The sequence below is a fragment of the Paraburkholderia caledonica NBRC 102488 genome, from assembly GCF_000685095.1.
In the GTDB taxonomy this organism is placed as follows: domain Bacteria; phylum Pseudomonadota; class Gammaproteobacteria; order Burkholderiales; family Burkholderiaceae; genus Paraburkholderia; species Paraburkholderia caledonica.
This window is the reverse complement of record NZ_BAYE01000008.1, coordinates 176,043-199,329: the sequence shown is the minus strand read 5'-3', so window position 1 is coordinate 199,329 and position 23,287 is coordinate 176,043. Positions and strand designations below refer to the sequence as shown.

Genomic DNA, 23,287 nt, shown 5'->3' with positions numbered 1-23,287 from the left:
GTGCATGATGAAGCCCGTGCACGCAAGCCGATGCGGTGACTTCGCGACGCAACACGTCGACATGCGCGCCTCTCGTTCGCGCGCATGCTTTTACGGTGTCTGTGCGTTGCTGTTCGCAGTCTGCGCGGCGGCAACCCTCATTGCTTGCGGGTCCATGTCGACCATGAGCGACATGCCCATGCCCGGCGGCTGGGCCATGTCGATGATGTGGATGCCCATGTGCGGCCGCACGTGGCCGGGCGTGGCGGCACGCTTCGTCGGCATGTGGATCGTCATGATGATCGCGATGATGCTGCCGTCCCTCGCACCCGTGTTGTGGCGTTACGAAGAGGCGCTTCGCAGAGCGGGGCACGCGCGGGCAGCGCTTATGACGTTGGTTGCCGGCGTGGGCTATCTCGCTGTGTGGGCCGCGTTTGGTGCGGCGGTGTTCGTGCTCGGCGCGACGTTAGCGGCGCTTGAGGTGCAAATGCCGGCGGCTTCTCGCGCTGTTCCCGTCGCGGCCGGCGTAATCGTGCTCAGTGCGGGCGCATTGCAACTCACGGCGCTGAAGGCGCGCTATCTTCGCTGTTGCCGCCACGCGGCTCAATCCTGCCTTCATGCACTGCCGACGCGCGCCGTCGCCGCGATAAGATATGGTGTGCGGCTAGGCGTCCATTGCTGTGGGTGCTGTGCAAACTTGACCGCGGTGCTTGCTGTTACCGGCGTGATGGATCTGCGTGCAATGGCGGCGGTCACGGTCGCTATTACGCTCGAACGCGTGGCGCCACACGGCGAATTCTTCGCGCGGGGCATTGGATTTGTGGTGATCGGCGCCGGCTTGTTTATGATCGTGGGAGCCGCCTCGCTCGTGTAAACACTTGTATTCGACATCAGACGAACTCACTCGATGACCCGATACGTTGCTTTTCTGCGCGCTGTGAATGTCGGCGGCACCGGCAAGCTTCCAATGGCTGAATTGCGAACTATGTGCGAAGCCGTTGGCTTCACCAACGTGCGCACGTACATTGCAAGCGGCAACGTCGTGTTCGACAGCAAGCTTGCCGAGGCATCGGTGAAAAGCCGGCTTGAGCGTTCCCTTGAAGAGTACGCGGGCAAGCCGGTGGGCGTTGCGGTGCGAACCAGCGAGGAACTTGCGCAGGTGCTGACCGCCAATCCGTTCAAGTCCGCCGCGCCGAACCGGACGGTCGCCATTTTTCTCGACTCAGCGCCGCCCGCCGACGCGCTGACTCACGCGAGCGGCCAGCGCGAAGAAGAAATGGCGCTCGGCACGCGCGAAATCTACGTGCATTACAACAACGGAATGGCAGACACGAAGCTCAAAATCCCGGCCGCCAGAACGGGAACCGCACGCAACATGAACACGGTTGGGAAGCTGGTAGACATGGCGAACGAATAGCGCATGCGGCTCGTGGCATCGGCGGCATGAAAAAGGGCGGCACGCATGGTGCCGCCCGTCTATTAACCGCCAATTGCCAGATCAGCTGCTTAGCGCACTTTGCCCGCCTTCCACGCCGACAGCAACTGCTCGTACTTGACCGTCTCGCCTTTCGGCTTCTCGTTGGCGAGCTTCTTCCACGGCGCGTGTTGATCGGACAACCACTTCGACGGATCGCTTTGCGCATTCAGCTCCGGCGCACACACTTTCATGCCGGCGCGTTGCAAACGGGACAACACCTGGTCCATTTCCTTCGCGAGGTTATCCATTGCGACCTGCGGCGACTTTTCGCCGGCGACGGCCGTGCCGACGTTCTTCCACCACAGCTGAGCCATCTTCGGATAGTCGGGCACGTTGTTGCCGGTGGGCGTCCACGCGACGCGTGCCGGGCTGCGATAGAACTCGATCAGACCGCCGTACTTGTCCGCGTTTTTCGTGAAGTAGTCGCTATGAATGTCGGAGTCGCGAATAAACGTCAGACCGACAATCGACTTCTTCAGCGACACGCTCTTGGCCGTCACGAACTGCGCATATAGCCAGGCTGCGGCGCGCTGGTTGGGCGGCGTCGACTTGAAGAAGGTCCACGAACCGACGTCCTGGTAGCCGTTCTGCATGCCGTCTTTCCAGTATGCGCCGTGCGGCGACGGCGCCATGCGCCACTTCGGCGTGCCGTCCGGATTCGTGACATTGCCGGGCTTGAGCATCGACGCGGTAAACGCCGTGTACCAGAAGACCTGTTGCGCGATCCTGCCTTGTGCGGGCACCGGACCCGCCTCGCTGAAGGTCATGCCTGAGGCCTCGGGCGGTGCGTATTTCTTGAGCCAGTCGATGTACTTGGTCGTCGCATAGACCGCCGCGGGACTGTTGGTGCCGCCGCCGCGCGACACCGACGCGCCCACCGGATGACAGCCGTCCGGCGTCACGCGTATGCCCCATTCGTCGACCGGCATGCCGTTCGGGATGCCCTTGTCGGCTTCGCCCGCCATGGAAAGCCACGCGTCCGTGAAGCGCCAGCCGAGCGACGGGTCTTTCTTGCCGTAGTCCATATGGCCGTAGACTTTTTCACCGTCGATGTTTTTCACGTCGTTGGTAAAGAACTCGGCAATGTCTTCATACGCGGACCAGTTCACCGGCACGCCCAACTCGTAGCCGTACTTCGCCTTGAACTTGTCCTGCAAGTCCTTGCGCGCGAACCAGTCGGCGCGGAACCAGTAAAGGTTGGCGAACTGCTGGTCGGGCAGTTGATAGAGCTTCTTGTCCGGCGCGGTCGTAAAACTCGTGCCAATGAAGTCTTTGATGTCAAGGCCAGGGTTCGTATAGTCCTTGCCTTCGCCTGTCATGTAATCGGACAGCGGCACGATCACGCCGTAGCGATAGTGCGTGCCGATCAGGTCGGAGTCGGAAATCCAGCCGTCGTAAATGCTTTGCCCGGATTGCATCGACGTCTGTAATTTTTCGACGACATCGCCTTCCTGAATGATGTCGTGCTTTACCTGAATACCGGTAATTTCAGTGAACGCTTTCGCGAGCGTTTTCGATTCGTAGATGTGCGTGTCGATAGTTTCCGACACCACATGTATCTCCTTGACGCCTTGCGACTTAAGTTTGGCAGACGTGTCGACGAACCATTTCATTTCGTCCATCTGCTGCTGTTTCGAAAGCGTGCTTGGCTGAAATTCGCTATCTACCCACTTTTGCGCTTCCGGCATGCCCGCTTGTGCCTGGCTCGCAAGGGCACCTGACACGATGCCTGCCACTGCGAGCGCGACGATCCGTCTCCTCTGTTGCATGGTCTTCTCCTGTGTCTTTCGTGCCCCTTGAATCTGGCCGGAGCCCGCTCGGGGCATCAGCGGAACCGGGAGTTGCCAGCCTTCATTGCGTGTGTCGACTTGCTAGCCTTTCCACATGATCGCGAGCAGAACGAGCACCGAAGCCACGAATCCCGGCCACGAATTCGAGCCTTCGGCGCTGATGCCGATCCATGCGAGGTTCACATACGCCGCCGCGAGAAGGCCGATGAACAGGCGGTCCCCACGCGTGGTCGAGATGGGCAGAAAGCCCTTGCGTTCAGTCGTCGGCGAGCGCAGTTCCCACATCGTCATGCCGGCCAGCATTACGACAATGCAGCCGAAGAAGAGCGCCACTTCGGGCGTCCAGTACATCCACGTGAACATCAGACTCTCCCCATCGCAAAGCCCTTCGCGATGTAGTTGCGCACGAAGTAGATCACTAGCGCACCAGGAACGATGGTCAGCACGCCCGCCGCGGACAACACGCCCCAGTCCATGCCGGCAGCCGACACCGTGCGTGTCATCACCGCCGCGATCGGCTTCGCGTTCACGGAGGTCAGCGTGCGTGCGAGCAGCAGTTCGACCCAGCTGAACATGAAACAGAAGAACGCGGTGACGCCGACGCCCGACTTGATCAGCGGCAAGAAAATCTTCACGAAGAAAGCGGGGAACGTATAGCCGTCGATATACGCTGTTTCGTCGATTTCGCGCGATACGCCCGACATGAAGCCTTCGAGAATCCACACCGCGAGCGGCACGTTGAACAGCATGTGCGCAAGCGCAACGGCAATGTACGTGTCGGTCAAACCGACGCTCGAATAGAGCTGAAAAAACGGCAGCAAGAACACGGCGGGCGGCGTCATGCGGTTGGTGAGCAGCCAGAAGAACATGTGCTTGTCGCCGAGAAAGCGGTAGCGTGAGAACGCATAAGCGGCAGGCAGCGCGACGAGCACCGACATCACCGTATTCATCAGCACGTAGATGATCGAATTGATGTAGCCCCAGTACCAGGACGGATCGGTGAAGATGATCTTGTAGTTCTCGAACGTCACATGCTGTGGCAGCGTGGCGAACGCCGACATGGTTTCTTCGTTCGTGCGCAACGAGATCGACAGCATCCAGTACAGCGGAATCAGCGCGAACAACATATAAACGACGAGCACCAACGTGCGCATCCAGCGGCGCTTATCCTGCATGTTCGTCTCCTTCCGCAGCGGGGCCGCCTTTGCCTACACGGCTCATCCAGTTATAGAGAATGAAGCACAGCAGAAGGATGATGAGGAAATAGATCAGCGAAAATGCGGCGGCTGGGCCGAGGTCGAATTGGCCGACCGCTTTTTGCGTCAGGTACTGGCTGAGGAACGTCGTGGAATCGCCGGGACCGCCGCCTGTCAACACAAACGGCTCGGTGTAGATCATGAAGCTGTCCATGAAGCGCAGCAGCACGGCGATCATCAGCACGCCGCGCATCTTCGGTAGTTCGATGTAGCGGAACACGGCAAAGCGGCTTGCGCCGTCGATTTCGGCGGCCTGATAGAACGCATCGGGAATCGCGCGCAGGCCCGCATAGCACAGCAGCGCGACGAGCGGCGTCCAGTGCCAGATGTCCATCACGAGCACGGTGAGCCACGCGGCCGTGGGGCTCGCTGTGTAGTTGTAGTCGAAGCCGAGGCTATTGAGCCAATAACCTAGCAGACCGATATCCGGGCGTCCGAAGATTTGCCAGATCGTGCCGACCACGTTCCATGGAATGAGCAGCGGCATGGCGAGTATGACGAGTGCCGCGGATGCACGCCAGCCGGAAGCCGGCATCGCAAGCGCGAGGCCCACGCCGAGCGGAATTTCGAACAGCAACACGCAAGCGGAAAATATGATCTGTCTGCCGAGCGCGTCGCGCAGATCGGGATCGGTCATGATGTTGCGAAACCACTCAGTGCCGACGAACACATGCTGTGTCGGGCTGATAATGTCCTGCACCGAATAGTTAACTACCGTCATCAGCGGCAGGATCGCGGAGAACGCGACGCAGATAAACACGGGCACGACCAGCAGCCAGGCTTTCTGATTGACGGGCTTGTTCATCTCGCCGCTCCTTCGGAGATGCGTGCGTCGATTCTTTCGTCGTTGCAGAAGAACACCGTTTCAGGCGCGGCGAGGCGCAGCCAGGCCGGTCCGTCCACGACACGCACATGCGGCTCGAGCTTGGCGTTGAACAGATGGCCGTCGCATTGCGCTGTGACGAGCTGATAGTTGCCGAGCTGTTGCGCGCGCAATACCTGCGCCTTGACCACACCCGCTTCGCTTTCCTGTGCGAGCCGGACGAACTCGGGGCGAATGCCGAGTGTGAGCGCGCCGTTTGCGTGCTCATGTGCATGTCTTAGCGCCGCGAGTGTGTCAGTGTCCAGAGCGAGCCGTTGGGCGCCGATTTTCGCGCCTTCCGCGTCAAGCTCGATTGGGCAAAGATTCATGCCGGGGCTGCCGATGAAGTAGCCGACGAACGCGTGATCCGGCCGTAGAAAAAGCGCATCGGCGCCGCCCTTCTGAACGACGCGACCGTTTGTCATGACCACGACTTCGTCAGCGAAGGTGAGCGCCTCGACCTGATCGTGCGTGACGTATATGAGCGTGAGCTTGAGTTGCTGATGGATCTTCTTCAGCTGCCGGCGCAACATCCATTTCATCGCCGGATCGATCACGGTCAGCGGCTCGTCGAACAGGATCGCTGCGACGTCCTGGCGCACGAGGCCGCGTCCCAGCGAAATCTTTTGCTTCGCGTCCGCTGCGAGGTTGCTCGCCTTATGCGGCAGATCCCGCGTCATGTCGAGAATGTCCGCCACCTCGTGCACGCGCTTCCTGACTTCGGCCGCCGGTATTTTGCGGTTGCGCAGCGGAAACGCGAGGTTGTCGAACACGCTCATGGTGTCGTAGATCACCGGGAACTGGAACACCTGCGCGATGTTGCGCTCGCGTGCGCCCAGCGCGGTCACGTCGCGTCCGTCGAACAGCACCTTGCCCTCGGAAGGCTTGACGAGACCAGACACGATGTTCAGCAGCGTGGTCTTGCCGCAACCGGATGGTCCGAGCAACGCGTACGCGCCGCCGTCTTCCCAGACCATGCTCATGGGTTGCAGCGCGTAGTCGTCGAGCGTCGCCGGATTGGGACGATACGCGTGCGCGAGATTCTGAAACTCAATGCGCGCCATAAGCCGCCTCCGGGCTGGATACGAGCTTCGTATCCGCGCCGAACACAAACAGTTCGTCGGGGTCGATGAACACGTCGAGTTGCGTGCCGAGTTCAATCTGATGCACGCCTTGCAACTGCGCGACGAGATCGATGCCGCCATTGAGCGTGTGCAGATGCAGATAGGTTTCCGAGCCGCTCAATTCGGCGAGTTCGAGCCGGCATGGAACGGCGATCGCATGCGAGGTCTTCGCCGCAAGACGCAAGTGCCCGGGCCGGATGCCGATGCGGCATGTGCCGTTGACAGCGGTGCCGCGGCGGATCGGCACGTCGATGCCGATCGGCAGTCGCGCGCTGCCGTTACCGTTCAGTTCGCTCGTGAGCATGTTCATAGGCGGATCGTTGAAGACGGCCGCGGCGCCCACGTCGACCGGTGCGTTATAGACGTCGAGCGTCGGGCCGAATTGCAGCACGCGGCCTTTATCCACGATTGCCGTATAGCCGCCGAGCAGCAGTGCTTCAAGAGGCTCGGTGGTCGCGTACACCACGGTCGTCTTGCCGTCCGCGAAAAGCGTGGCGAGTTCCATGCGCAATTCTTCACGCAGCTTGTAGTCGAGATTGACGAGCGGTTCGTCGAGCAATACAAGCGATGTGCGCTTCACGAGCGCGCGCGCCAGCGCGCACCGCTGCTGCTGGCCGCCTGACAGTTCGTTCGGCCGCCGCTCCAGCAGATGCTCGATATGCAGCTTTGCCGCGACTTCCTGCACGCGCCGGCGAATTTCGGCGGTGTCGGTCTTCTGTAGCTGGAGCGGCGAGGCGATGTTCTGAAACACCGTCATCGCCGGGTAATTGATGAACTGCTGATAAACCATTGCAAGGTTGCGCTGGCGCACACTGACGCCTGTCACGTCCTGACCGTCGACGAGCACGCGGCCCGCACCTGGCCTGTCCAGTCCCGCCATGACGCGCATTAGCGTGGTCTTGCCGGCCTGGGTAGGACCGAGCAACACATTGATGGCGCCTGGCACGAGACGCAAATTCACGCCGTACAGATACGGTTGCCCGCCAGAAACGACACTCACTTGCTCCAGTTCCAGGACCAAATTTTTCTCCTTTCGGGCGCGAGATATGTCTGGGTGTCTGTGCGCCGGCCGCGGAGCCGGAGCTTCGCGGAGGCGTCAATTTGTTTGCACTCTGATTACACGCAGCAAACAGAATGTCCCTTTTGTTGGTTTGCGTTTAAATCGGGGTTAACCTTACGAAAGGTGCAAATAGAGAACCTTGTCGATTTGGGTGTTCATAAGCTGCGGCCAGCAGCCTTCTGGCTTCATCAGGGATGCCCAACAATTGGGAAGGCGATTTACGCCGTTTCCCTGTCCGATTTAACCTTTCGACTTAGGTTTACGTAATAATCGGCCCACGCTGCCCGTTTCGATTCACTAACCATTAAAAATGCGTAGGTCATGGCTTTTAGCGAACCAAGGTCTCCATTTTTCAGGTGGATCGTCTCTTCCGCTCAGAACCTGAGCGCGGAGAACCGGCAAATACTCCTCGCCAATCTTTTCACGCGAACGTGGTCAATCGTGTTCGCGTCGATCTGCGAAATCAGCGTCTGCGCCACGGCCTACTATCTGTATCCCAACCTGCTATATGCGAGTTGGACAGGCGCCGTTGTTGCTCTGCTCATGGTGCGCCTCTGGCTTATCTGGCTGTGTCGCCGCTGTAGTGCGCGGGATTTGCCCACGCCTACCTCCGCGTTTGTGCTCGCAAGTATTCTGTGGAGCGCGTTGTTTGGCTTTGGTAGCTTGCTATGCAATATCAGCGGCGACGCGACGCTCTTTCTGCTTGGCAATGTTTGCGCCGTCGGCGTTGTCGGCGGGCTGGCCGGACGCAATGCGGCCACGCCGCGGCTGGTCATGCTGCAGATCCTCTTCATTCTCGGTTTGCTGGGAGTCGGCGCCGCGCTGTCGCCCGGCTCGGGAAAACTCGTGCTGCTGTTTCAGGCGCCGTTCTGTGCCGCCGGTTTTCTGACCGTTGCGCTGCGCAGTAATCGCGATACGGTTGCGCTGCTGCTCGCGCGCGAAAACAGTCAGCGGCTTGCGCATCACGATAGCCTGACGGGCTTGCCGAATCGGGCGCGCATTAATGAATTGCTGCTGGAGCGCACGGCGGTAGGCTCGTCGCATCGCGAGCCATTGTTCGCCGTTCTATTGATCGACCTGGACGGCTTCAAGGCAATCAACGACAGCCTGGGTCATGCCGCCGGCGACCAGATTCTCCAGGAGGCCGCGGTCCGCTTGCGTGAAGTGCTGCCTGCTGCCGACATCGTCGGACGCCTTGCAGGCGATGAATTCGTGGTCATTTCAGAAGCACCCGACCCGTCCCGCGATGTCCGCGTGCTCGCGGACAGAATCGTCAAAACCTTGGCCCGGCCTTTTGCGTTGAGTGAGGCGCTCGTGCATATTGGCGCGAGTGTGGGCGTCGCGCTGTGTCCCGAGCACGCGACGACCGGGCCGCAATTGCTGATCTGCGCCGACCGCGCGTTGTATGCGGTTAAGCGCAGCGGCAAGAGCGCGTACGTCATTTTCGACGCGGAGCAACATGTATCCGACGAAAACCTGAGCCTGCTGCGCAGCGACCTTGAAGGGGCGCTGCGTTCGTTCAGCGGACTGCGCATGGAGTATCAGCCGATTGTCGATGTGGCCAGCGGCTTTGTGACGGGCCGCGAGGCGCTGATTCGCTGGAAGCATCCGACACGCGGCGAGCTGTCGCCCTCGGCCTTCATTCCGACTGCGGAGCGCACCGGCCTGATCCTCGCGCTCGGCGAATGGGCGTTATTGCAGTCGTGCAAGGAAGCGGTCATGTGGCGCGACAAGGTTCCGGTTGCGGTCAATGTATCGCCGGTGCAATTACGTGAAGAGACGTTTGCGTCGATCGTTGCGGGCGTGCTTCGCAAGACGCGTCTTCCGCCCGAGCGTCTTAACATCGAGGTGACGGAGACGGTGCTGCTGAACGACGACGTCGTGACCCGGCGCAATATTTCGAGGTTGCGTGCATTGGGTATCGGCCTTGCGCTTGACGATTTCGGCACGGGCTTCTCGACGATGTCGACGCTCGTGCGTTTCACATTCGACAAGCTGAAGATCGACAGTTCGTTCGTCAAGGAGTCGGTGCATCGGCGCGAATCTGCTGCGGTCGTGCGAGGGATCGTCGCATTGGCGCGCGAAATCGGCATGCCGACCACGGCGGAAGGCATCGAAACCGAAGAGCAACTCGACTTCGTGCGCCGTTCCGGCTGCACCCACGCGCAGGGCTTTTTGCTTGGCAGACCGGTGCAAGGTTGCGAGATCGCGCGCATCGACGAAAAGCTGCCCGCGCAATCGGTGATTTCGGCCTAGGCGGTTCCATGACCGCGGCGCAATACGGCGCCTATATCCGACAGTGGGGAACACGTGGACTCGACACTCAAATTCCAGCTACGGCTCACCGTCTCGTCAGAACTTGCCGGCGCATTGCGCGCCGATTCTTCCGGCGCGGCGCATGTCCCGCTTCAACGAAGTTTACATCGGCATAACGCGACCGTGATCTGTCAGTACGACGCATTCGCGGACTACGTGAGCGAGGCGGAGCGGCTCGGCATCGAAAATTATCCGCTCTATCAGTGGACACGCGAGACGATCGAAAACCCGGAGAAGAAAGCGAAGTACCTGCGCTCGTTCACGGTCTACGTGAATGGCGAACAGATCTACGACAAGCAGACCGCCGATGCAATGGAGACCGAATTATTGGCGATATGCAGTGAGAGCGGCGCATCCGGCGGTATTGAAAGCGGTATCGAGCGCATTTCGAAGTTCGATACGAATCCTGCCAACAACCCACAGCCTCCCAGTCGTTAGCGTTTGACCCGTTTCATTCAACTGTCACTGTTTCGCGACTAGGATCACTGGTCAAGCCGCCAGTCCTTCCTACCCACAAACATAGACATGTCGAACACAAAAAACGCTAAGGCTTCGCCAGCCGATCAGGGCGCTTCCATCGTTTCACGTCGCGGGTTCCTGAAGTTCGCCGGCGCATCGAGTCTCGCAAGTGCAGCCAACGCGCTGTCAACGGCGCGCGCAGCAGGCGCCACGCCCGATGGCACACCGGAGCAGGTACACCTGACCTGGGGCAACGATCCATCCAATGAAGTCACTGTGTCGTGGGCGTCGCTCGCGGCTGCCGTGAAGCCGCACTTGCGTATTGGCCGGGTTGGAGAAGGCAAACGGATCGTGCATGGCGTGCAGACCACGTACACCGACGGCCTCAACGGCGAAGTGGTATTCAACTATCACGCGCGTCTGCGCGACCTCAAGCCAGACACGAGTTACGAATACGAGGTCACGGCCGATAACGACAGCAACGCGGCGCAGCCCTTCAGCGGCAGCTTCCGCACGGCGCCGCGAGGCCGCGCACCGTTTCGCTGGACGAGTTATGGCGACCTTGCCACGCCGAATACCGGCTGGGTACTCTCGTCGCCGCAAAGCCGGTTCGCCGTACAGGCGGTCGAGCGCTTTCAGCCGCTCTTTCACCTGCTCAACGGCGACCTTTGTTATGCGAACCTGAACCCGACACAGCAGCCCGAAGTGTGGCGCGACTTCGGCAACAACTGTCAAAGTTCAGCCGCGAATCGTCCGTGGATGCCATGCCCCGGCAATCACGAGATCGAGTTTCACAACGGCGAGCAAGGGTTCGCGTCGTATCTCTCGCGCTACGCGTTGCCCGACAATCACACGCGATATCAGGGGCGCTGGTATTGCTTTCGCGTGAGCTCGGTGCTGTTCATCTCGCTCGATGCCGACGACGTCGTCTATCAGGACGCCGCCGCGTTCGTGGCCGGGCCGGCACCGCTCATGCCGGCAGCGAGCACCGGGAATCCGCCGATCGAGCCGGGCACGTCCTTCTATGTGCGCGGCTATAGCGGCGGCGAGCAAACGCGCTGGCTGGAGAAGACGCTCCGCCACGCGGCCCAGGACGACGACGTCGACTGGATCGTCGTGCAGATGCATCAGGACGCGTTGAGTTCTTCGAAGACGGGCAACGGTTCGGACAAAGGCATCCGCGAAGCCTGGCTCCCGCTTTTCGACCGTTATGGCGTGGACCTCGTGCTATGCGGCCACGATCACGACTATGAACGCAGCTATCCCGTGCGCGGCTGCAATCACAACAAGGGCACCGATATCGCCACGGGTCGTCCTGTCGATACATTGCAGCCCAAGCCGGTGATGTCGGCGATTTCCGCCGGGGCGTCGACGTTCGATACGAGCCACGGCACGATCCACCTGATTCTCGGCGGCGGCGGCACCAGCGCACCGCTCGACGTGTATGGCGTCGACGCGGGCACGGGCCTGCCGCAAGCGCGCATTTTCACGCGGCCTAACCGTCCGGTTCCAGGCAGCACGGCGGGCACGTTCGTGCGAGCGAGCGCGGATGCGGTGGAAGACGCAATCTGGTCCGCGCAACGAGACACCGGCACCGGCTACGGCATCGCCGTGTTCGATCATGAGCCGGGCCATCCGGGCGGCGAGACGACCATCACGATGAACTACTATCACGCACCCGGCGCGGACCAGACGCCTACATCGAACTATGAACTGTTCGAAACCATCGAGCTGAAGAAGAAACGCAAGCGCTGACGCGCGAGCCGGGGAGAGGCAAGAAGCAAGGGGAAGAGACGGCGCGGCAGGTTTTGTTACACGTCTTACCGGTACGCGATGAGGCGGTTACAGAAGCCTTTCGAATCGCCGGTTATACTCGCGCCGTCTCATAAAAACCAAAGACCTCTTATGTCGAAGCGAATTCTAAAAATTGTGGCTGTTGCAGCGCTCACGAGCGCGGCGTCGTTGTCGGCAGTGGCCGGCGATATGAACAATGCGCTTGGCGGCGCGCTCGGCGGCGTAGCGGGTGCGGCACTGGGCGGCGCGGTCGGCGGCAGCACGGGCGCTGTGATCGGCGGCGCGGTGGGCGGCGGCGCGGGCGGCGCGGTGACGTCGAACCGCCGCGAGCGCACGGGCGCCATCGTAGGCGGCGCGCTGGGCGGCGGTGCGGGCACCGCAGCCGGCAACGCCATGGGCGGACGTGGCGGCGGCCTGATCGGCGCAGCACTAGGCGGCGGCGCGGGCTCCGCGCTCGGCGGCAATATCTCGCGCTCGAACTCGTATGCCGACGACTACTCGCGCGATTACCGGTCGGGCAAGAAGCGTCATAAGCATCGGCACTACGATTAAACGGTACGCCTGAGTGCTTCGGGACCGCACCGGCAATACACGTGCGGCCAGGACACTTATGCCTTCGAAGATCCCGACGTAAACGCACGCACCGCTTCCTTGAAGCCGGTGCTGCCATACACTTCTTCGATCAGGTCGTCATCGTCGAGTCGTTGCTCGACGACGATGCGGCGCAAGCTCTCCTTCACCGCTTTCTGCGTGACGGGCGAGAGCGCCATCAACCGCTGAGCGAGCGTATGCGCCGCCTCCTGCAGCAGGCCAGGCGCGCAGACCTGATAGACGTATCCGCAGGCCAGCGCTTCGTCGGCCGTCAGATAGTCGGCGAGCAACAGCATCTTTTTGACGCGCGGCGTGCCCAACGCCGCCTGGAGTCGCGCGATGTTGCGCGATGAAAGCGTATTGGACAGCGTCTTCGCAATCGGCGCACCAAAGCGCGATGCGTCGCTGCAAACACGGAAATCGCAGGCCGTGGCGAGCGCCAGACCGCCACCTACGGCCCAGCCGTCTATCACCGCGATGGTCGGCTTCGCAATTCGCTCGACCATGCCGATCACGCGCTCGACGAACGCTTCGTATGCAACGCCATCGCGACCATCGCGAAAGCCCGTGAAATAGCCGATGTCCGTGCCGGAGATGAAAGACCTGCCGCCGGCGCCGCGCAACAGAATGCAGCGCACGCCGCTATCCGCTTCACACTGCGCGACGAGTGCGAGTAGCGACTCGTACATGGCGAGCGTCATCGCGTTGTGCCGCTCGGGTCTGTCGATCAAGATCTCCGCCGCGCCCGAAGGGTCGACGCTCACGCTGACCAGTTCGCTCATGATGCGGCTCCGTTGATCTCCGCGAAGATCTCGTCGTTATGTTCACCGAGCAGCGGCGGATGGCGGCGCACAGTGGGCGGCGTGCCGAGCAGCTTAACGGGAAAGCCGATGTTCTTGACCTTGCCCTCGTTCGGATGATCGATTTCCATGCACATGTTGCGATGCCGGGCGTGGTCGCTTTCAAACGCTTCGGGATACGAAAGAATGGGACCCGCTGGTATGCCCGCAGCGAGCAATATGTCGACCCATTCGTTGCTGTCACGTTTGCCGAATTCCTGCTCCAGCACTTCGATCATCGGCTCGCGATTTTTCAGACGCAGCGACACGTTGGCGTAATCGGTATGGTCGATCAGATCCGGCCGCTCCAGCACGCGGCACAGCTTGGACCATAGTTTCTGGTTCGTTGCGCCCATGACGAAGTAACCGTCCCGGGCCTTTACCGCCTGATACGGCGCGCTCATTTTGTTGCTCGTGCCGAGCGGCGTCGGCGGCACGCCCGTGCCCCAGTAGTCGGACATGTCCCAGATCGAGAAGGCCATGATGGAGTCGAACAGCGACGCGTCGATATGCTGACCTTCCCCAGTTTTCTGCGCACCGATATAAGCCGACAGGAGACCGTACACTGCAAACATCGCGCAGCCAATATCGGCCACCGGTACGCCCGCCTTGACAGGCTTGCCGCCTTTGTAGCCGGTCACGCTCATCACACCGGACATGGCCTGCGCCATCAGATCGAAGCCGGGCCGCGACGCCCACGGCCCGCTTTGCCCGAAGCCTGAGATGCTCGCGTAGACGATCTTCGGGTTGATCGCCTTGATGGACTCGTAGTCGATCCGCAAACGCTGCACGACGCCGGGGCGGTAGTTCTCCACGATGACATCGGCCGTTTTGGCAAGCTTATAAAACAGCTCGCGCCCCTCGTCGCTCTTCAGGTCGAGTGTGACGGAGCGTTTGTTGCGGTTGAGATTGAGGAAGCCCATGCTGTCGGGGCCCTTCATCTTGAAGCCCATTGAACCGCGGGTCTGATCGCCTTCTGGCGGTTCGACCTTGATGACATCCGCGCCCAGGTCGGCCAGCATCATGCAGGCGAACGGTCCCGCCATGACCTGACTCACGTCCAGCACGCGAATGCCTTGCAGTGGGAGATGCGCTGATTCCGCCATGTCGAGCTTCCTCCTTGGATAAGTGGTGTGTTGTAGCTCCACTGTCGCCGAGTGCGAAGGCTGCCGCAAGAATCGCCGCGTCATGGCTGGTTTCGCGGTTCGCGAAACCGTCGCCCGTCGCCCGTTGTTTGGCTAGGCGCCGCCCTCCAGCAATTCAGCCACGACGTTGCGCAGCGTTTGCTCCTGAGCGTGTCCTTCGACGCAGGACAACACGTAACTACGCCGGGACCAGTCTGCGTCGAGCTCAACGGAAGCGAGCGAATCCTCGGGATGGAAGCTCTGTAAAACATCGGGCGGCATCAAGCCGACGCCGAGACCGTGGCGCACCATGGCGAGCATCGTGTCGAAGCCGTTCACCGTGAAGTTGTTCGGGAACAGCCGCCCGCGGCTGCGATACGCGCGCTCGACCGCGGACAGCACCGCCGAGCCTTTGCCCAGACTCACAATGGGAAGGTCGAGAATGTCGTCGACGCCCACGGGTTCCCGGTCGAATTCGAAATGTGCGCGACTATAGACCAGCACGAGCCGATCCTCCCTGTACGCGGACTTGTCCAGATCCAGGAAGCCGCTTTTCTTCTCGTAGATGCCCACGTCGATCACTTTGTCGCGCAGCAATTGCTGCACGATCTTGCTGTTTTCCTCGACGATTTTCAGTGCGATGCGGGGGTACTTGCGCTGGATCGCGGCGATTTCACGAGCGAGGAACTGAATGACAACCGCTTTCGGCGCGCCGATGATAATGCGTCCGTCGAGCCCGTGATTGAGCGCCTGTGCGTCGCCTTCCATGCGGTCGATCAGGTTGTCGATTTGCCGGACATACGCCAGTAACTTCGCGCCTGACTCGGTGATCTCCACGCCGTGCGGCACACGCCTGAAGAGCTTCGCGCCCAGTTGATCCTCCAGGTCGGACACGCGCCGCGACGCTGCCGCGACTGCCAGGCTCAGCTTGTCGGCAGCGCGCGAGATGCTGCCTTCTTCCGCAATGGTCAGCATCAGCCGGACGGTTGTCGTGTCGAATTTCACTTTGTCTCCACTTGTGTCAAACGATGATGGGCGCGCGCGTCGCCCGATAGTTTAGTGTGCCGCGGCAGGCGGCATCCGGAACCGGTGCATGGGATGAACGCCGCGCATCGATCGCCGCATCGACCATGACGTTCTGACGGTAACGATAACGAAAACGCTATCGCCACATACCGTTTCGACATTGGAGCTCTCGCGTTTGCGTCCGTACACTTGTCATTCAGTACGTGCATACAAGTACAGCGTCACGCTGCACCGCACGATGCATACCGACAACGACGAATGGTCTTTAACGGCCATCTTGACGGAGACACGTTTTGGACAAGCCCACCAGTTCGCTCACGGCCGCCGCCGTGCATCCCGCCCGGTTCAACTTCCGTTGGCATGTGCTCATCTGGTTGCTGATCGGCGGGATTATCAACTACATGGATCGCGCGAGCCTTTCCATCGCAGCGCCGGGCATGATTCAGGAACTTGGTCTGACGCGCACGCAGATCGGCCTGCTAGGCAGCGTATTTGCATGGACATATGCGGTGATGCAATTGCCGGCGGGCTGGGTGATCGACCGCTTCGGCGCGAAACGCGCCTATGCGTTCGCGATGATCTGGTGGAGTGTCGCGACGTGGCTCACCGGAGTGGTCGGTTCGATCTCCGGACTCATCGTGATGCGCGCGTTGCTCGCGGTGGGCGAGGCGCCATGCTGGCCGACGTCGGCGAAGATCACTGCCGCGTGGTTTCCGGCGAAAGAGCGCGGCTTTGCGACCGGCGTTTGGGATTCGTCTTCAAAGTGGGGACCGGCCATCGCGCCGGCCATGCTCGTCGCGCTGATGGTCGCGTTCGGCTGGCGCTCGCTGTTTCATGTGACGGGCGCTTTCGGGATTGCGTTTGCGCTGCTGTTCCTGATGTTGTATCGCAACCCGATGGACAGTAAGCGTCTGTCCAAAGACGAGCGCGAATACATCGAAGCAGGTGGCGGCGGTCACGAACGGTCGCTCGTCAATTCAAAGCTGCGGTGGCGCTCGCTGTTCGCGCGACGCAGCGTGTGGGGCATGATTCTCGGCTACTTCTGCACGATCTGGCTGTGGAATATCTTCCTCGTGTTCTTGCCGCTGTATCTGCTCGACCGGTTCCATATTTCGTTCGCGCAGCTTGGTGTGTATGCGGGCATTCCTTGGGCGGGCGGCGCCCTCGGCGAGATCGCAGTTGGCTATCTTGCGAAGAAGATGGTGGACCGTGGATTCGCGTCGCCGATTGCCGCGAAACGGTTATTGATTGCGTGCTGCGCGGTGGGCGCCGCCGTGTGTGCAATTGCGTTGCCGTTTACTCACGCGTTGAACGTTACCCTCGCTTTATTCACCGTCGGGCTCGCATTCATTGCCGCCGTGGTTGGTTCGGCGTGGGCGCTGGCGGCGGACATTGCGCCGTCGTCGATGATTGCCTCTGTCAGTTCGATCCAGAACTTCGGCGGATACTTTGGCGGTGCGTTCTCGCCGGTCGTCGCCGGGTTCATCGTGGACCGTACCGGTTCGTATGCGCTTGCCTTCATCTCGGGCGGCGCCATTGCCGGATGCGCGGCACTGTTCTACTGGTTCATGGCTCGCGAACCGATTGTGGAGGACGAGACCGCCTGAACGACACGGCACGAAAGAAGGGCCGTCTTCCAGGGAACGACAGGCCGAAGGTCGGGAGACGGAGCAGCCACGAGGTAGCGTCTACGGCATCGAGCGAGAACACCGTCGGATGCCGTTTCAAATGAAGATGCGCGCCTAACACCGGGATTGCTACCGCAACCAGAGCGGCCATCCGCTCGGGCAGTCGGCGGCTACTGCGTGCCCGGCTGCCTCTGAGCGCCTGAAGCGGGCGTCACCCGGGCAGACTCCTTGACCAGCTGATCGGTCATCGCAGCCGCGACAGGATTCGAGTTGCGCCGATTGATCGGCTCGCGATCCGTCACGGACGGCGGCGGCGGTGTCGGAGACGCGGGCGGCGGCGGCAACGACGGATCGAGCTTCGCCGACTCGCGGACGAGCAACTCGGTCATCAAGGCGCCGACGTCGCTGGAACCATGGCGACGCAGATCTTCATGGCTACGGGCGTCGTCCGCATGCTGCGTGGCCTTGGATCTGGCGCTGTAGCGCTGAGGTTGCTGTTGCGGTTGAGGCTGCGATTGAGGTTGCACCTGCGTCTGCTGCGTCTGCTGCGTCTGCGCCTGCGGTTGTGCGGGTTGCGCGAGCTGTGCTTGAGGTTGCATCTCCGCCGCTGGGATATTCGCCACTGTGGCGGCCGGTGCCGCCGTAGCTGCAGGCATCGTCGGCACAGGCGCCGCCGGTGCGGGCGCCCGCACATCCCCGCCACTCACAATCGTGCCGCTATTGGATTTTGCGCTCGCGTTCGCGCTCGCGTCCGGCGAACCAGGACGCGCGATACTGCCTGCGATCACATGGCTTTCGCCGTAGGAGCGCGAATCGGTCGTGTCGGGCGCGGTCAGGGCCGCCTCGGCTGGGGGCGCGGACTTCCTGTCTTCGCGCGGATAAAATAAATAGCCGCAGACCACCAGGTCCGCTAGCACCAGACCGATAATCAACGTCTTGCCGGTATTCGTCATATCTAAACTGAAGCTTTATTCAAGGCAGTGTAAGTTCCATGATAAACGACGACTCGTTGCCTCACCGTGAAGGCACTCGGTTGCAAATCATGCAGGAGCGGCCAGGCGTCGACGCATTACGTGGATCGTACGAAAGAGTTTCTAGAGAAGTCCGCTGTTTGTCACCCCCGGTTATTCAACGTTTCGGGCCATCTTTTGTAGACGTGTGGCGCTATTTGTAGAGGCGACCACCGGCGCTTTGCTGGTTTTCCGGAGAACCCGCAACACATCGGGGCATTAGAGGCGCGCTCGGCATTCTCTGTTACGCTGCTCGACTCATCGCCAACACGTAGAAGGAGCGTCAAATGAGCAAGGGGTATTGGGTAACCACGTATCGCAAGATCAAAGACCCGTCGAAGCTGGCGGCCTACGGTCAGTTGGCGGGCCCGGCCGTGGCCGCTGCCGGCGGCAAGTTCCTCGTGCGCGGTGTCGCGGACGAAGTTCATGAGCAGGGCCTGAAGGAGCGGACGGTGGTGATCGAGTTCCCGTCGTATGAAGACGCAGTCGCCGCGTATGATCGCGACGACTACAAGAAGGCGCTCGCGGCTTTGGGCGATGCGGTGGAGCGCGACCTGCGGATCGTCCGCGGCGCTGAGTAATTCGCTGAGAATGCGCTAAAACAATGCTGTTTATGGCGGCCGACACCTCGACCGCCGTGACTGCACTTGGGGCAGGGCACAACAGTGCGGTCCGCAAGGACCTATTTCACTGCTCCCAACGCCAGCCCTTTCACCAGATACCGTTGCAACCACGCGAACACAATCGACACGGGCAACGTCGCGCAAAGCGTAGCGGCCATCACCAGATGCCATTCCACCACGTACTTCCCGGCGACCATATCGGTCACCTGCACGGTGAGCGTCTTGTTCTCCGGCGAGCGGATCAGCGTGTACACCACGGCGAACTCATTCCAGGCGTTGATAAACGTGAAGATCGCCGTGACGACGATGGCGGGCACGGCAAGCGGTAGAAACACCTTGAAAACGGCCTTCGTGCGACCGCACCCTTCGAGCCACGCTGATTCTTCGAGATCGCGCGGCACCGTTTGGAAATACGACGACAGCATCCACACAGCGAATGCAATATTGAACGCCGCATACGAAACGATCACGCCGATTTTCGAATCGACGAGGTTGCCGTCGCCATAAGGAATCATGGCCGCGAGCCTGAACAGGCCGACCACCAGCAGAATAGGCGACAGCATTTGCGTGACGAGCAGGAACTGGCGATACGTTCCGCGTCCGCGAAACGGGAACCGCGCCAATGCGTAAGCCGCCGGCAAGCTCACTGCGAGCGCGAGCAGCGTCGAAAGCAAGCTGATTACCGTGCTATTGCGCAGCGCCACGCCAAAATTCGCGGCTTGCCACATATCGACGAAATTGCTCCATTGCCAATGCACCGGCAACCAGCGCGCCGGATACACGAAGATCTCGGAAGCAGGCTTCAATGCGGTGAAGAGCATGATGGCGAACGGGAACAGCACGACCACTACGAGCGGCGACAATGCGAGCCAGCACCACAATGAGCGTTTCGCTTTTGCGCTGAGCGTCATGACGGTTCTCCTTCTTTCGCGGGCTGCAAGCGCAGATACGCCATTGAGAAAACGAACAGCATGACCAGCATGATGAGCGAAACGGCCGCGGCCTCGCCTGGACGTCCGAGTCTGAAGCCGAGTTCATACAGATACGTAACCAGAATATGCGTGCTGTTGTCGGGTCCGCCTTGCGTCATGACCCAGATAATCGGAAACGAGTTGAACACATAAATCACGTTCAACAGAATGGTCATATTGATGAAGGGCCGCAGCAGCGGCAGCGTCAGCTTGCGAAACTGCTGCCATGCACTCGCGCCGTCGATGCGCGCCGCTTCGTAGATGTCGCCTGGCACCGATGACAGACCGCCGAGCAGAATCGTCACAGTAAACGGAATGGAGACGAGAATGCCGACCGCGATCTCTACCGGAAAAGCGAATTCGGGAGTCGCGAGCCAATGAATCGGCCCGCCGATCAGGCCGAGGCGCTGAAGTGTGACGTTGACCATGCCGTAGTCGTCGTTGAAGGCCCAGCGCCACACAACGGCGGTCATCGTCAACGAGACAGACCACGGCAGCATGACAATCGTTCGCGCGACGCCGCGTCCATAGAAATCCTGATTCAGCACGAGCGCAACGGGCACGGAAATCAGCACCGTGCCGCCCACCACGAACACGGTCCAGACTATCGTGCGCCTCGCTGCCGCGAGAAACGCGGGATCGCCGAAGATCGCATAGAAGTTCTGCAGGCCCGTGAAATCGCGAATGGCGCCGAAGCGCGACACCTCATGAAGCGATTGCCAGACAATGTTGAAAATCGGATAGCTGATGATAAAAAGCGCCAGCACGAGGCTCGGCGCAATCAGCAACCAGGGCGCTTGCAGGCGTGAAGAAGCGGAACGGCTCATACGTGCTCGATCGTGAGACGCGCCTGCACAACGGAGCGGGCGCGACGGAATGGGCCGGATAGTCGATAACGGTCGATGACAGTCGATTACGGCCAGCATGATGGCCGGAATGCGCGCCGCGCGTCCCGTGTGCAGCGAATTGCCGCAATCTCACCGCGTAGCGCCGCTCAATGACCGAGCGACTTGTTGGCTTGCGTGGCCGCCGCATTCAACGCGTCAGCGGGCTTGGCTTTACCCAGATAGATCGACTGCATTGCGTCGGTCACCGCCTTTGCAGTGTCTTCCCAACCTGTCACGGTCGGCGCGAAGCGAGCCGTGGGCAGCAATGCGACGAATGCTTTGGTATCCGGATCGTTGAACGCCGGGTCGGACGATTCAGCCTTGGTGGTCGGCAGGAAGCCCTCGGTCGTCGTGAACTCGACGCGCGGTTCCTTCGTGAACAGATAGTCGAGGAACTTCCACGCGGACTTCTTCACCTTCGAGTTCTTGAACATCACGATCGAGTCCGTGACCGCGTAGGTGGCGTGAGTGGTGCCCATCGGAATCGGATCGATGCCGTACTTCAGGTTCGGCGCTTCCTTCTTGATCTGTTTGGCAAGGAACGGTGCGGAGATCATCATCGCGACGCGGCCCTGCTTGAAGAGGTTCTGTACGTCTTCGCGGCTATAGCCGGTTACGCCAGGCTGCGTCAGGCCCTGATCGATCATCGACTTGTAGAGCGTCGCGGCCTTGATGCCCGCGGGCGAGTTGAATGCCGCCTTGTTGTCCTTGCCGATTACTTCGCCGCCGTTCGTCCACAGTGCATAGTAAAAGTAGACGTCCGTTTCGATTTCTTTGCCCTGCAGACCGAAGCCGGCAATACCTTGCGCCTTCAGCTTCTTCGACGCTTCGATTACGTCGTTCCATGTTTTAGGACCGTCGGGATAGCCGACTTTCGCAAGCAGGTCCTTGTTGTAGTAGAGCGCTCGTGCGGAAGCCGCAATCGGCAGGCCATAGACCTTGCCGTTGATCTCGCCCGGCGCGAGGAACGGACCAATAAAGCGGCCTTTGAAGCTTGCATCCATGTAGCCGTCGAGCGGCTCCGCCACGTCGTCCTTAACGAAGTCGAGCAGCCAGCGCGTGCCCACGATCGCGAGATCGGCGTTCGCGTTGCCGGAAATATCCGTCTGGAGTTTCTGTTGCAGCGTGTCCCAGTTCACGTCTTCGATCTTGATGGTCGTGCCGGGATTGGCTTTCTCGAAGTTGCGAGCCATCTTTTCGAAGTACGGCGCGGTTGCATCGCTGTAGTGCGCGACGGTCACGCGAACCGTGTCGGCGTGAGCCGCCACGGCAATACCTGCAAACGCGAGCGCCACGGCAACTTTGCCGAGCGCGAGGGAAGCACGGGCATGCAACGACATTTCTCTCTCCTGTGTCGACCTTAGTTAGTGCATTTGCGCTTGCCAAGGTCCCATCAACGATTGGTGGGATGGTCCGCTGCCGTCGCCGGCCGCTGTGTTGAATTGTTTGAAAAAATCCTACACGGCTAAAAATGCATTGTCACGTAGGGTCTGCGATATTTCGTTCACCATGGTTTTGTGCATAAGATGCCTGTAGGCAAGGCATATTCTGCGCGTGGCATGCGGTGCAAAAACCCAATATTCGGGATGGCGAAGTGCGGCGTGGCTTCCATGCTGTAATAAGTTTACAGGCGATTTAGATAGGCGCGGCAAGCGTGAAAAGCGAGGCGGACATGAATCGTGTGGCGTTGGTGACGGGCGCTTGCGGCGGCATCGGCAGCGTGTTGTGCAAGCGTTTCGTCGAGCAGGGCGACACGGTCCTCGCGCTCGACATCGATGCGGCGGCGCTGGAGCGCTTGACGAAGCAACTCGGCGAAACGCAGGTTAGCCCGATTGCGGTCGATCTGGGCGACGCGGCCGCGGTGCAGCAAGCCGTTGCATCGGCTGTGGAAAAACGCGGGCCGGTGGATGTGCTCGTCGCCAACGCGGGCGCGGCCGAAGGTCTGACGCTGGCCACGACCGATGCCGCGAGCTGGCAGCGCGACATTCACCTGAACCTGAACGGCACCTATCACACTGTCGAGGCCGTGCGTTCGTCGATGGTCGAGCGCAAGAGTGGAGCGCTAGTGCTGATCGGTTCCGTGAACGGTTTGGCGGCGCTCGGACATCCCGCGTATAGCGCGGCGAAAGCCGGGCTCATCAGTTACACAAAGGCGCTTGCTGTGGAATTGGGCCGCTACGGCATTCGCGCGAACATCGTCTGTCCCGGCACCGTGAAGACGCAGGCATGGCAGGCGCGCGTCGACAAGAACCCGCAGGTTTTCGAAGATCTGAAGAAGTGGTACCCATTGCGCGATTTCGCAACGCCTGACGATATCGCCGACGCGGTGCTGTTTCTCGCTTCGCCAATGGCGCGTGTGATCACCGGTGTAGCGTTGCCCGTCGACGGCGGATTGATGGCCGGCAACCGTCTGATGGCCCAAGAGTTGACGCTCGAATCGCTTTGATAGAAACCGCAAGACGATGAGGAAA

Annotated in this window: 22 protein-coding genes; 9 read left to right on the top strand and 13 right to left on the bottom strand. The window is 60.7% G+C overall.

Features of this window, described 5'->3' with window-relative positions; all coding sequences use genetic code 11:
• Positions 1–4: 4 nt before the first annotated feature.
• Both BCA01S_RS18525 and BCA01S_RS18520 read left to right on the top strand, forming a co-directional pair.
• Positions 5–853 carry a DUF2182 domain-containing protein gene (locus BCA01S_RS18525; protein WP_027778190.1) on the top strand — a complete coding sequence of 283 codons (849 nt, stop codon included), beginning with the start codon at positions 5–7 and terminating at the stop codon, positions 851–853.
• Positions 854–886: 33 nt separating this feature from the next.
• Positions 887–1,396 carry a DUF1697 domain-containing protein gene (locus tag BCA01S_RS18520; protein ID WP_027778189.1) on the top strand — a complete coding sequence of 170 codons (510 nt, stop codon included), beginning with the start codon at positions 887–889 and terminating at the stop codon, positions 1,394–1,396.
• 89 nt (positions 1,397–1,485) lie between these two features.
• Here the strand turns inward: BCA01S_RS18520 and BCA01S_RS18515 are convergent, their stop codons facing one another.
• The 6 genes from BCA01S_RS18515 to BCA01S_RS18490 all read right to left on the bottom strand — a co-directional run bounded on the left by BCA01S_RS18515 (position 1,486) and on the right by BCA01S_RS18490 (position 7,509).
• Entirely contained in the window at positions 1,486–3,225 is a 1,740-nt protein-coding gene (locus tag BCA01S_RS18515) for an ABC transporter substrate-binding protein (RefSeq protein ID WP_027778188.1), read from the bottom strand.
• Between the two features lie 102 nt (positions 3,226–3,327).
• Positions 3,328–3,609, bottom strand: a complete 282-nt coding sequence (locus BCA01S_RS18510; RefSeq protein ID WP_027778187.1) for a DUF2160 domain-containing protein — start codon at positions 3,607–3,609, stop codon at positions 3,328–3,330.
• Positions 3,609–4,421 (bottom strand): carbohydrate ABC transporter permease, encoded by an 813-nt coding sequence (locus BCA01S_RS18505; protein WP_027778186.1) that lies wholly within the window; start codon positions 4,419–4,421, stop codon positions 3,609–3,611. Before BCA01S_RS18505 ends, BCA01S_RS18510 begins: the two co-directional genes overlap by 1 nt.
• Positions 4,411–5,307, bottom strand: a complete 897-nt coding sequence (locus tag BCA01S_RS18500; RefSeq protein ID WP_020068787.1) for a carbohydrate ABC transporter permease — start codon at positions 5,305–5,307, stop codon at positions 4,411–4,413. Before BCA01S_RS18500 ends, BCA01S_RS18505 begins: the two co-directional genes overlap by 11 nt.
• Positions 5,304–6,428, bottom strand: coding sequence for an ABC transporter ATP-binding protein (locus BCA01S_RS18495; protein ID WP_027778185.1), 1,125 nt, complete (start codon positions 6,426–6,428; stop codon positions 5,304–5,306). The genes BCA01S_RS18500 and BCA01S_RS18495 overlap by 4 nt, the downstream gene beginning before the upstream one ends.
• Complete coding sequence (locus tag BCA01S_RS18490) at positions 6,415–7,509, bottom strand: ABC transporter ATP-binding protein (RefSeq protein WP_027778184.1); 1,095 nt, start codon at positions 7,507–7,509, stop codon at positions 6,415–6,417. The genes BCA01S_RS18495 and BCA01S_RS18490 overlap by 14 nt, the downstream gene beginning before the upstream one ends.
• Positions 7,510–7,869: 360 nt before the next feature.
• Here BCA01S_RS18490 and BCA01S_RS18485 point away from each other — a divergent pair, with 360 nt between their 5' ends.
• From BCA01S_RS18485 to BCA01S_RS18470, 4 genes are all read left to right on the top strand, one after another.
• Positions 7,870–9,804: a putative bifunctional diguanylate cyclase/phosphodiesterase gene (locus BCA01S_RS18485; protein WP_027778183.1), complete on the top strand. Its 1,935-nt coding sequence runs from the start codon at positions 7,870–7,872 to the stop codon at positions 9,802–9,804.
• Positions 9,805–9,858: 54 nt separating this feature from the next.
• A complete protein-coding gene (locus BCA01S_RS18480; protein ID WP_027778182.1) occupies positions 9,859–10,302 on the top strand; it encodes a hypothetical protein in 444 nt (147 codons plus the stop codon).
• An 87-nt stretch (positions 10,303–10,389) separates the two neighbouring features.
• Positions 10,390–12,078 carry a purple acid phosphatase family protein gene (locus BCA01S_RS18475; RefSeq protein ID WP_027778181.1) on the top strand — a complete coding sequence of 563 codons (1,689 nt, stop codon included), beginning with the start codon at positions 10,390–10,392 and terminating at the stop codon, positions 12,076–12,078.
• A 150-nt stretch (positions 12,079–12,228) separates the two neighbouring features.
• The gene (locus BCA01S_RS18470) at positions 12,229–12,669 is read left to right on the top strand and encodes a hypothetical protein (protein ID WP_027778180.1); all 441 of its coding nucleotides are present in this window, start codon (positions 12,229–12,231) and stop codon (positions 12,667–12,669) included.
• Positions 12,670–12,725: 56 nt separating this feature from the next.
• Here the strand turns inward: BCA01S_RS18470 and BCA01S_RS18465 are convergent, their stop codons facing one another.
• From BCA01S_RS18465 to BCA01S_RS18455, 3 genes are all read right to left on the bottom strand, one after another.
• Positions 12,726–13,490, bottom strand: a complete 765-nt coding sequence (locus BCA01S_RS18465) for an enoyl-CoA hydratase (RefSeq protein WP_027778179.1) — start codon at positions 13,488–13,490, stop codon at positions 12,726–12,728.
• Positions 13,487–14,653 (bottom strand): CaiB/BaiF CoA transferase family protein, encoded by a 1,167-nt coding sequence (locus tag BCA01S_RS18460; RefSeq protein ID WP_027778178.1) that lies wholly within the window; start codon positions 14,651–14,653, stop codon positions 13,487–13,489. Before BCA01S_RS18460 ends, BCA01S_RS18465 begins: the two co-directional genes overlap by 4 nt.
• A gap of 132 nt (positions 14,654–14,785) precedes the next feature.
• Positions 14,786–15,676 carry a LysR family transcriptional regulator gene (locus BCA01S_RS18455; RefSeq protein ID WP_027778177.1) on the bottom strand — a complete coding sequence of 297 codons (891 nt, stop codon included), beginning with the start codon at positions 15,674–15,676 and terminating at the stop codon, positions 14,786–14,788.
• A 314-nt stretch (positions 15,677–15,990) separates the two neighbouring features.
• Here BCA01S_RS18455 and BCA01S_RS18450 point away from each other — a divergent pair, with 314 nt between their 5' ends.
• Positions 15,991–17,304 (top strand): MFS transporter, encoded by a 1,314-nt coding sequence (locus tag BCA01S_RS18450; protein ID WP_027778176.1) that lies wholly within the window; start codon positions 15,991–15,993, stop codon positions 17,302–17,304.
• Positions 17,305–17,495: 191 nt separating this feature from the next.
• Here BCA01S_RS18450 and BCA01S_RS18445 read toward each other — a convergent pair whose 3' ends face one another.
• Complete coding sequence (locus BCA01S_RS18445) at positions 17,496–18,278, bottom strand: hypothetical protein (RefSeq protein ID WP_027778175.1); 783 nt, start codon at positions 18,276–18,278, stop codon at positions 17,496–17,498.
• 344 nt (positions 18,279–18,622) lie between these two features.
• Between BCA01S_RS18445 and BCA01S_RS18440 the strand changes: the two genes are divergently transcribed.
• Positions 18,623–18,916: a DUF1330 domain-containing protein gene (locus tag BCA01S_RS18440; protein WP_020068799.1), complete on the top strand. Its 294-nt coding sequence runs from the start codon at positions 18,623–18,625 to the stop codon at positions 18,914–18,916.
• A 101-nt stretch (positions 18,917–19,017) separates the two neighbouring features.
• On the opposite strand, the gene BCA01S_RS18435 is transcribed toward BCA01S_RS18440, so the two are convergent.
• The 3 genes from BCA01S_RS18435 to BCA01S_RS18425 form a co-directional block, all read right to left on the bottom strand.
• On the bottom strand, positions 19,018–19,869 hold the full coding sequence (locus tag BCA01S_RS18435; RefSeq protein WP_027778174.1) for a carbohydrate ABC transporter permease: 852 nt from the start codon (positions 19,867–19,869) through the stop codon (positions 19,018–19,020).
• On the bottom strand, positions 19,866–20,756 hold the full coding sequence (locus BCA01S_RS18430; protein WP_027778173.1) for a carbohydrate ABC transporter permease: 891 nt from the start codon (positions 20,754–20,756) through the stop codon (positions 19,866–19,868). Before BCA01S_RS18430 ends, BCA01S_RS18435 begins: the two co-directional genes overlap by 4 nt.
• A 167-nt stretch (positions 20,757–20,923) precedes the next feature.
• The gene (locus BCA01S_RS18425) at positions 20,924–22,156 is read right to left on the bottom strand and encodes an ABC transporter substrate-binding protein (protein ID WP_027778172.1); all 1,233 of its coding nucleotides are present in this window, start codon (positions 22,154–22,156) and stop codon (positions 20,924–20,926) included.
• A 332-nt stretch (positions 22,157–22,488) separates the two neighbouring features.
• Between BCA01S_RS18425 and BCA01S_RS18420 the strand changes: the two genes are divergently transcribed.
• Complete coding sequence (locus BCA01S_RS18420) at positions 22,489–23,262, top strand: SDR family oxidoreductase (RefSeq protein WP_027778171.1); 774 nt, start codon at positions 22,489–22,491, stop codon at positions 23,260–23,262.
• The last annotated feature ends 25 nt before the right edge of the window (positions 23,263–23,287 follow it).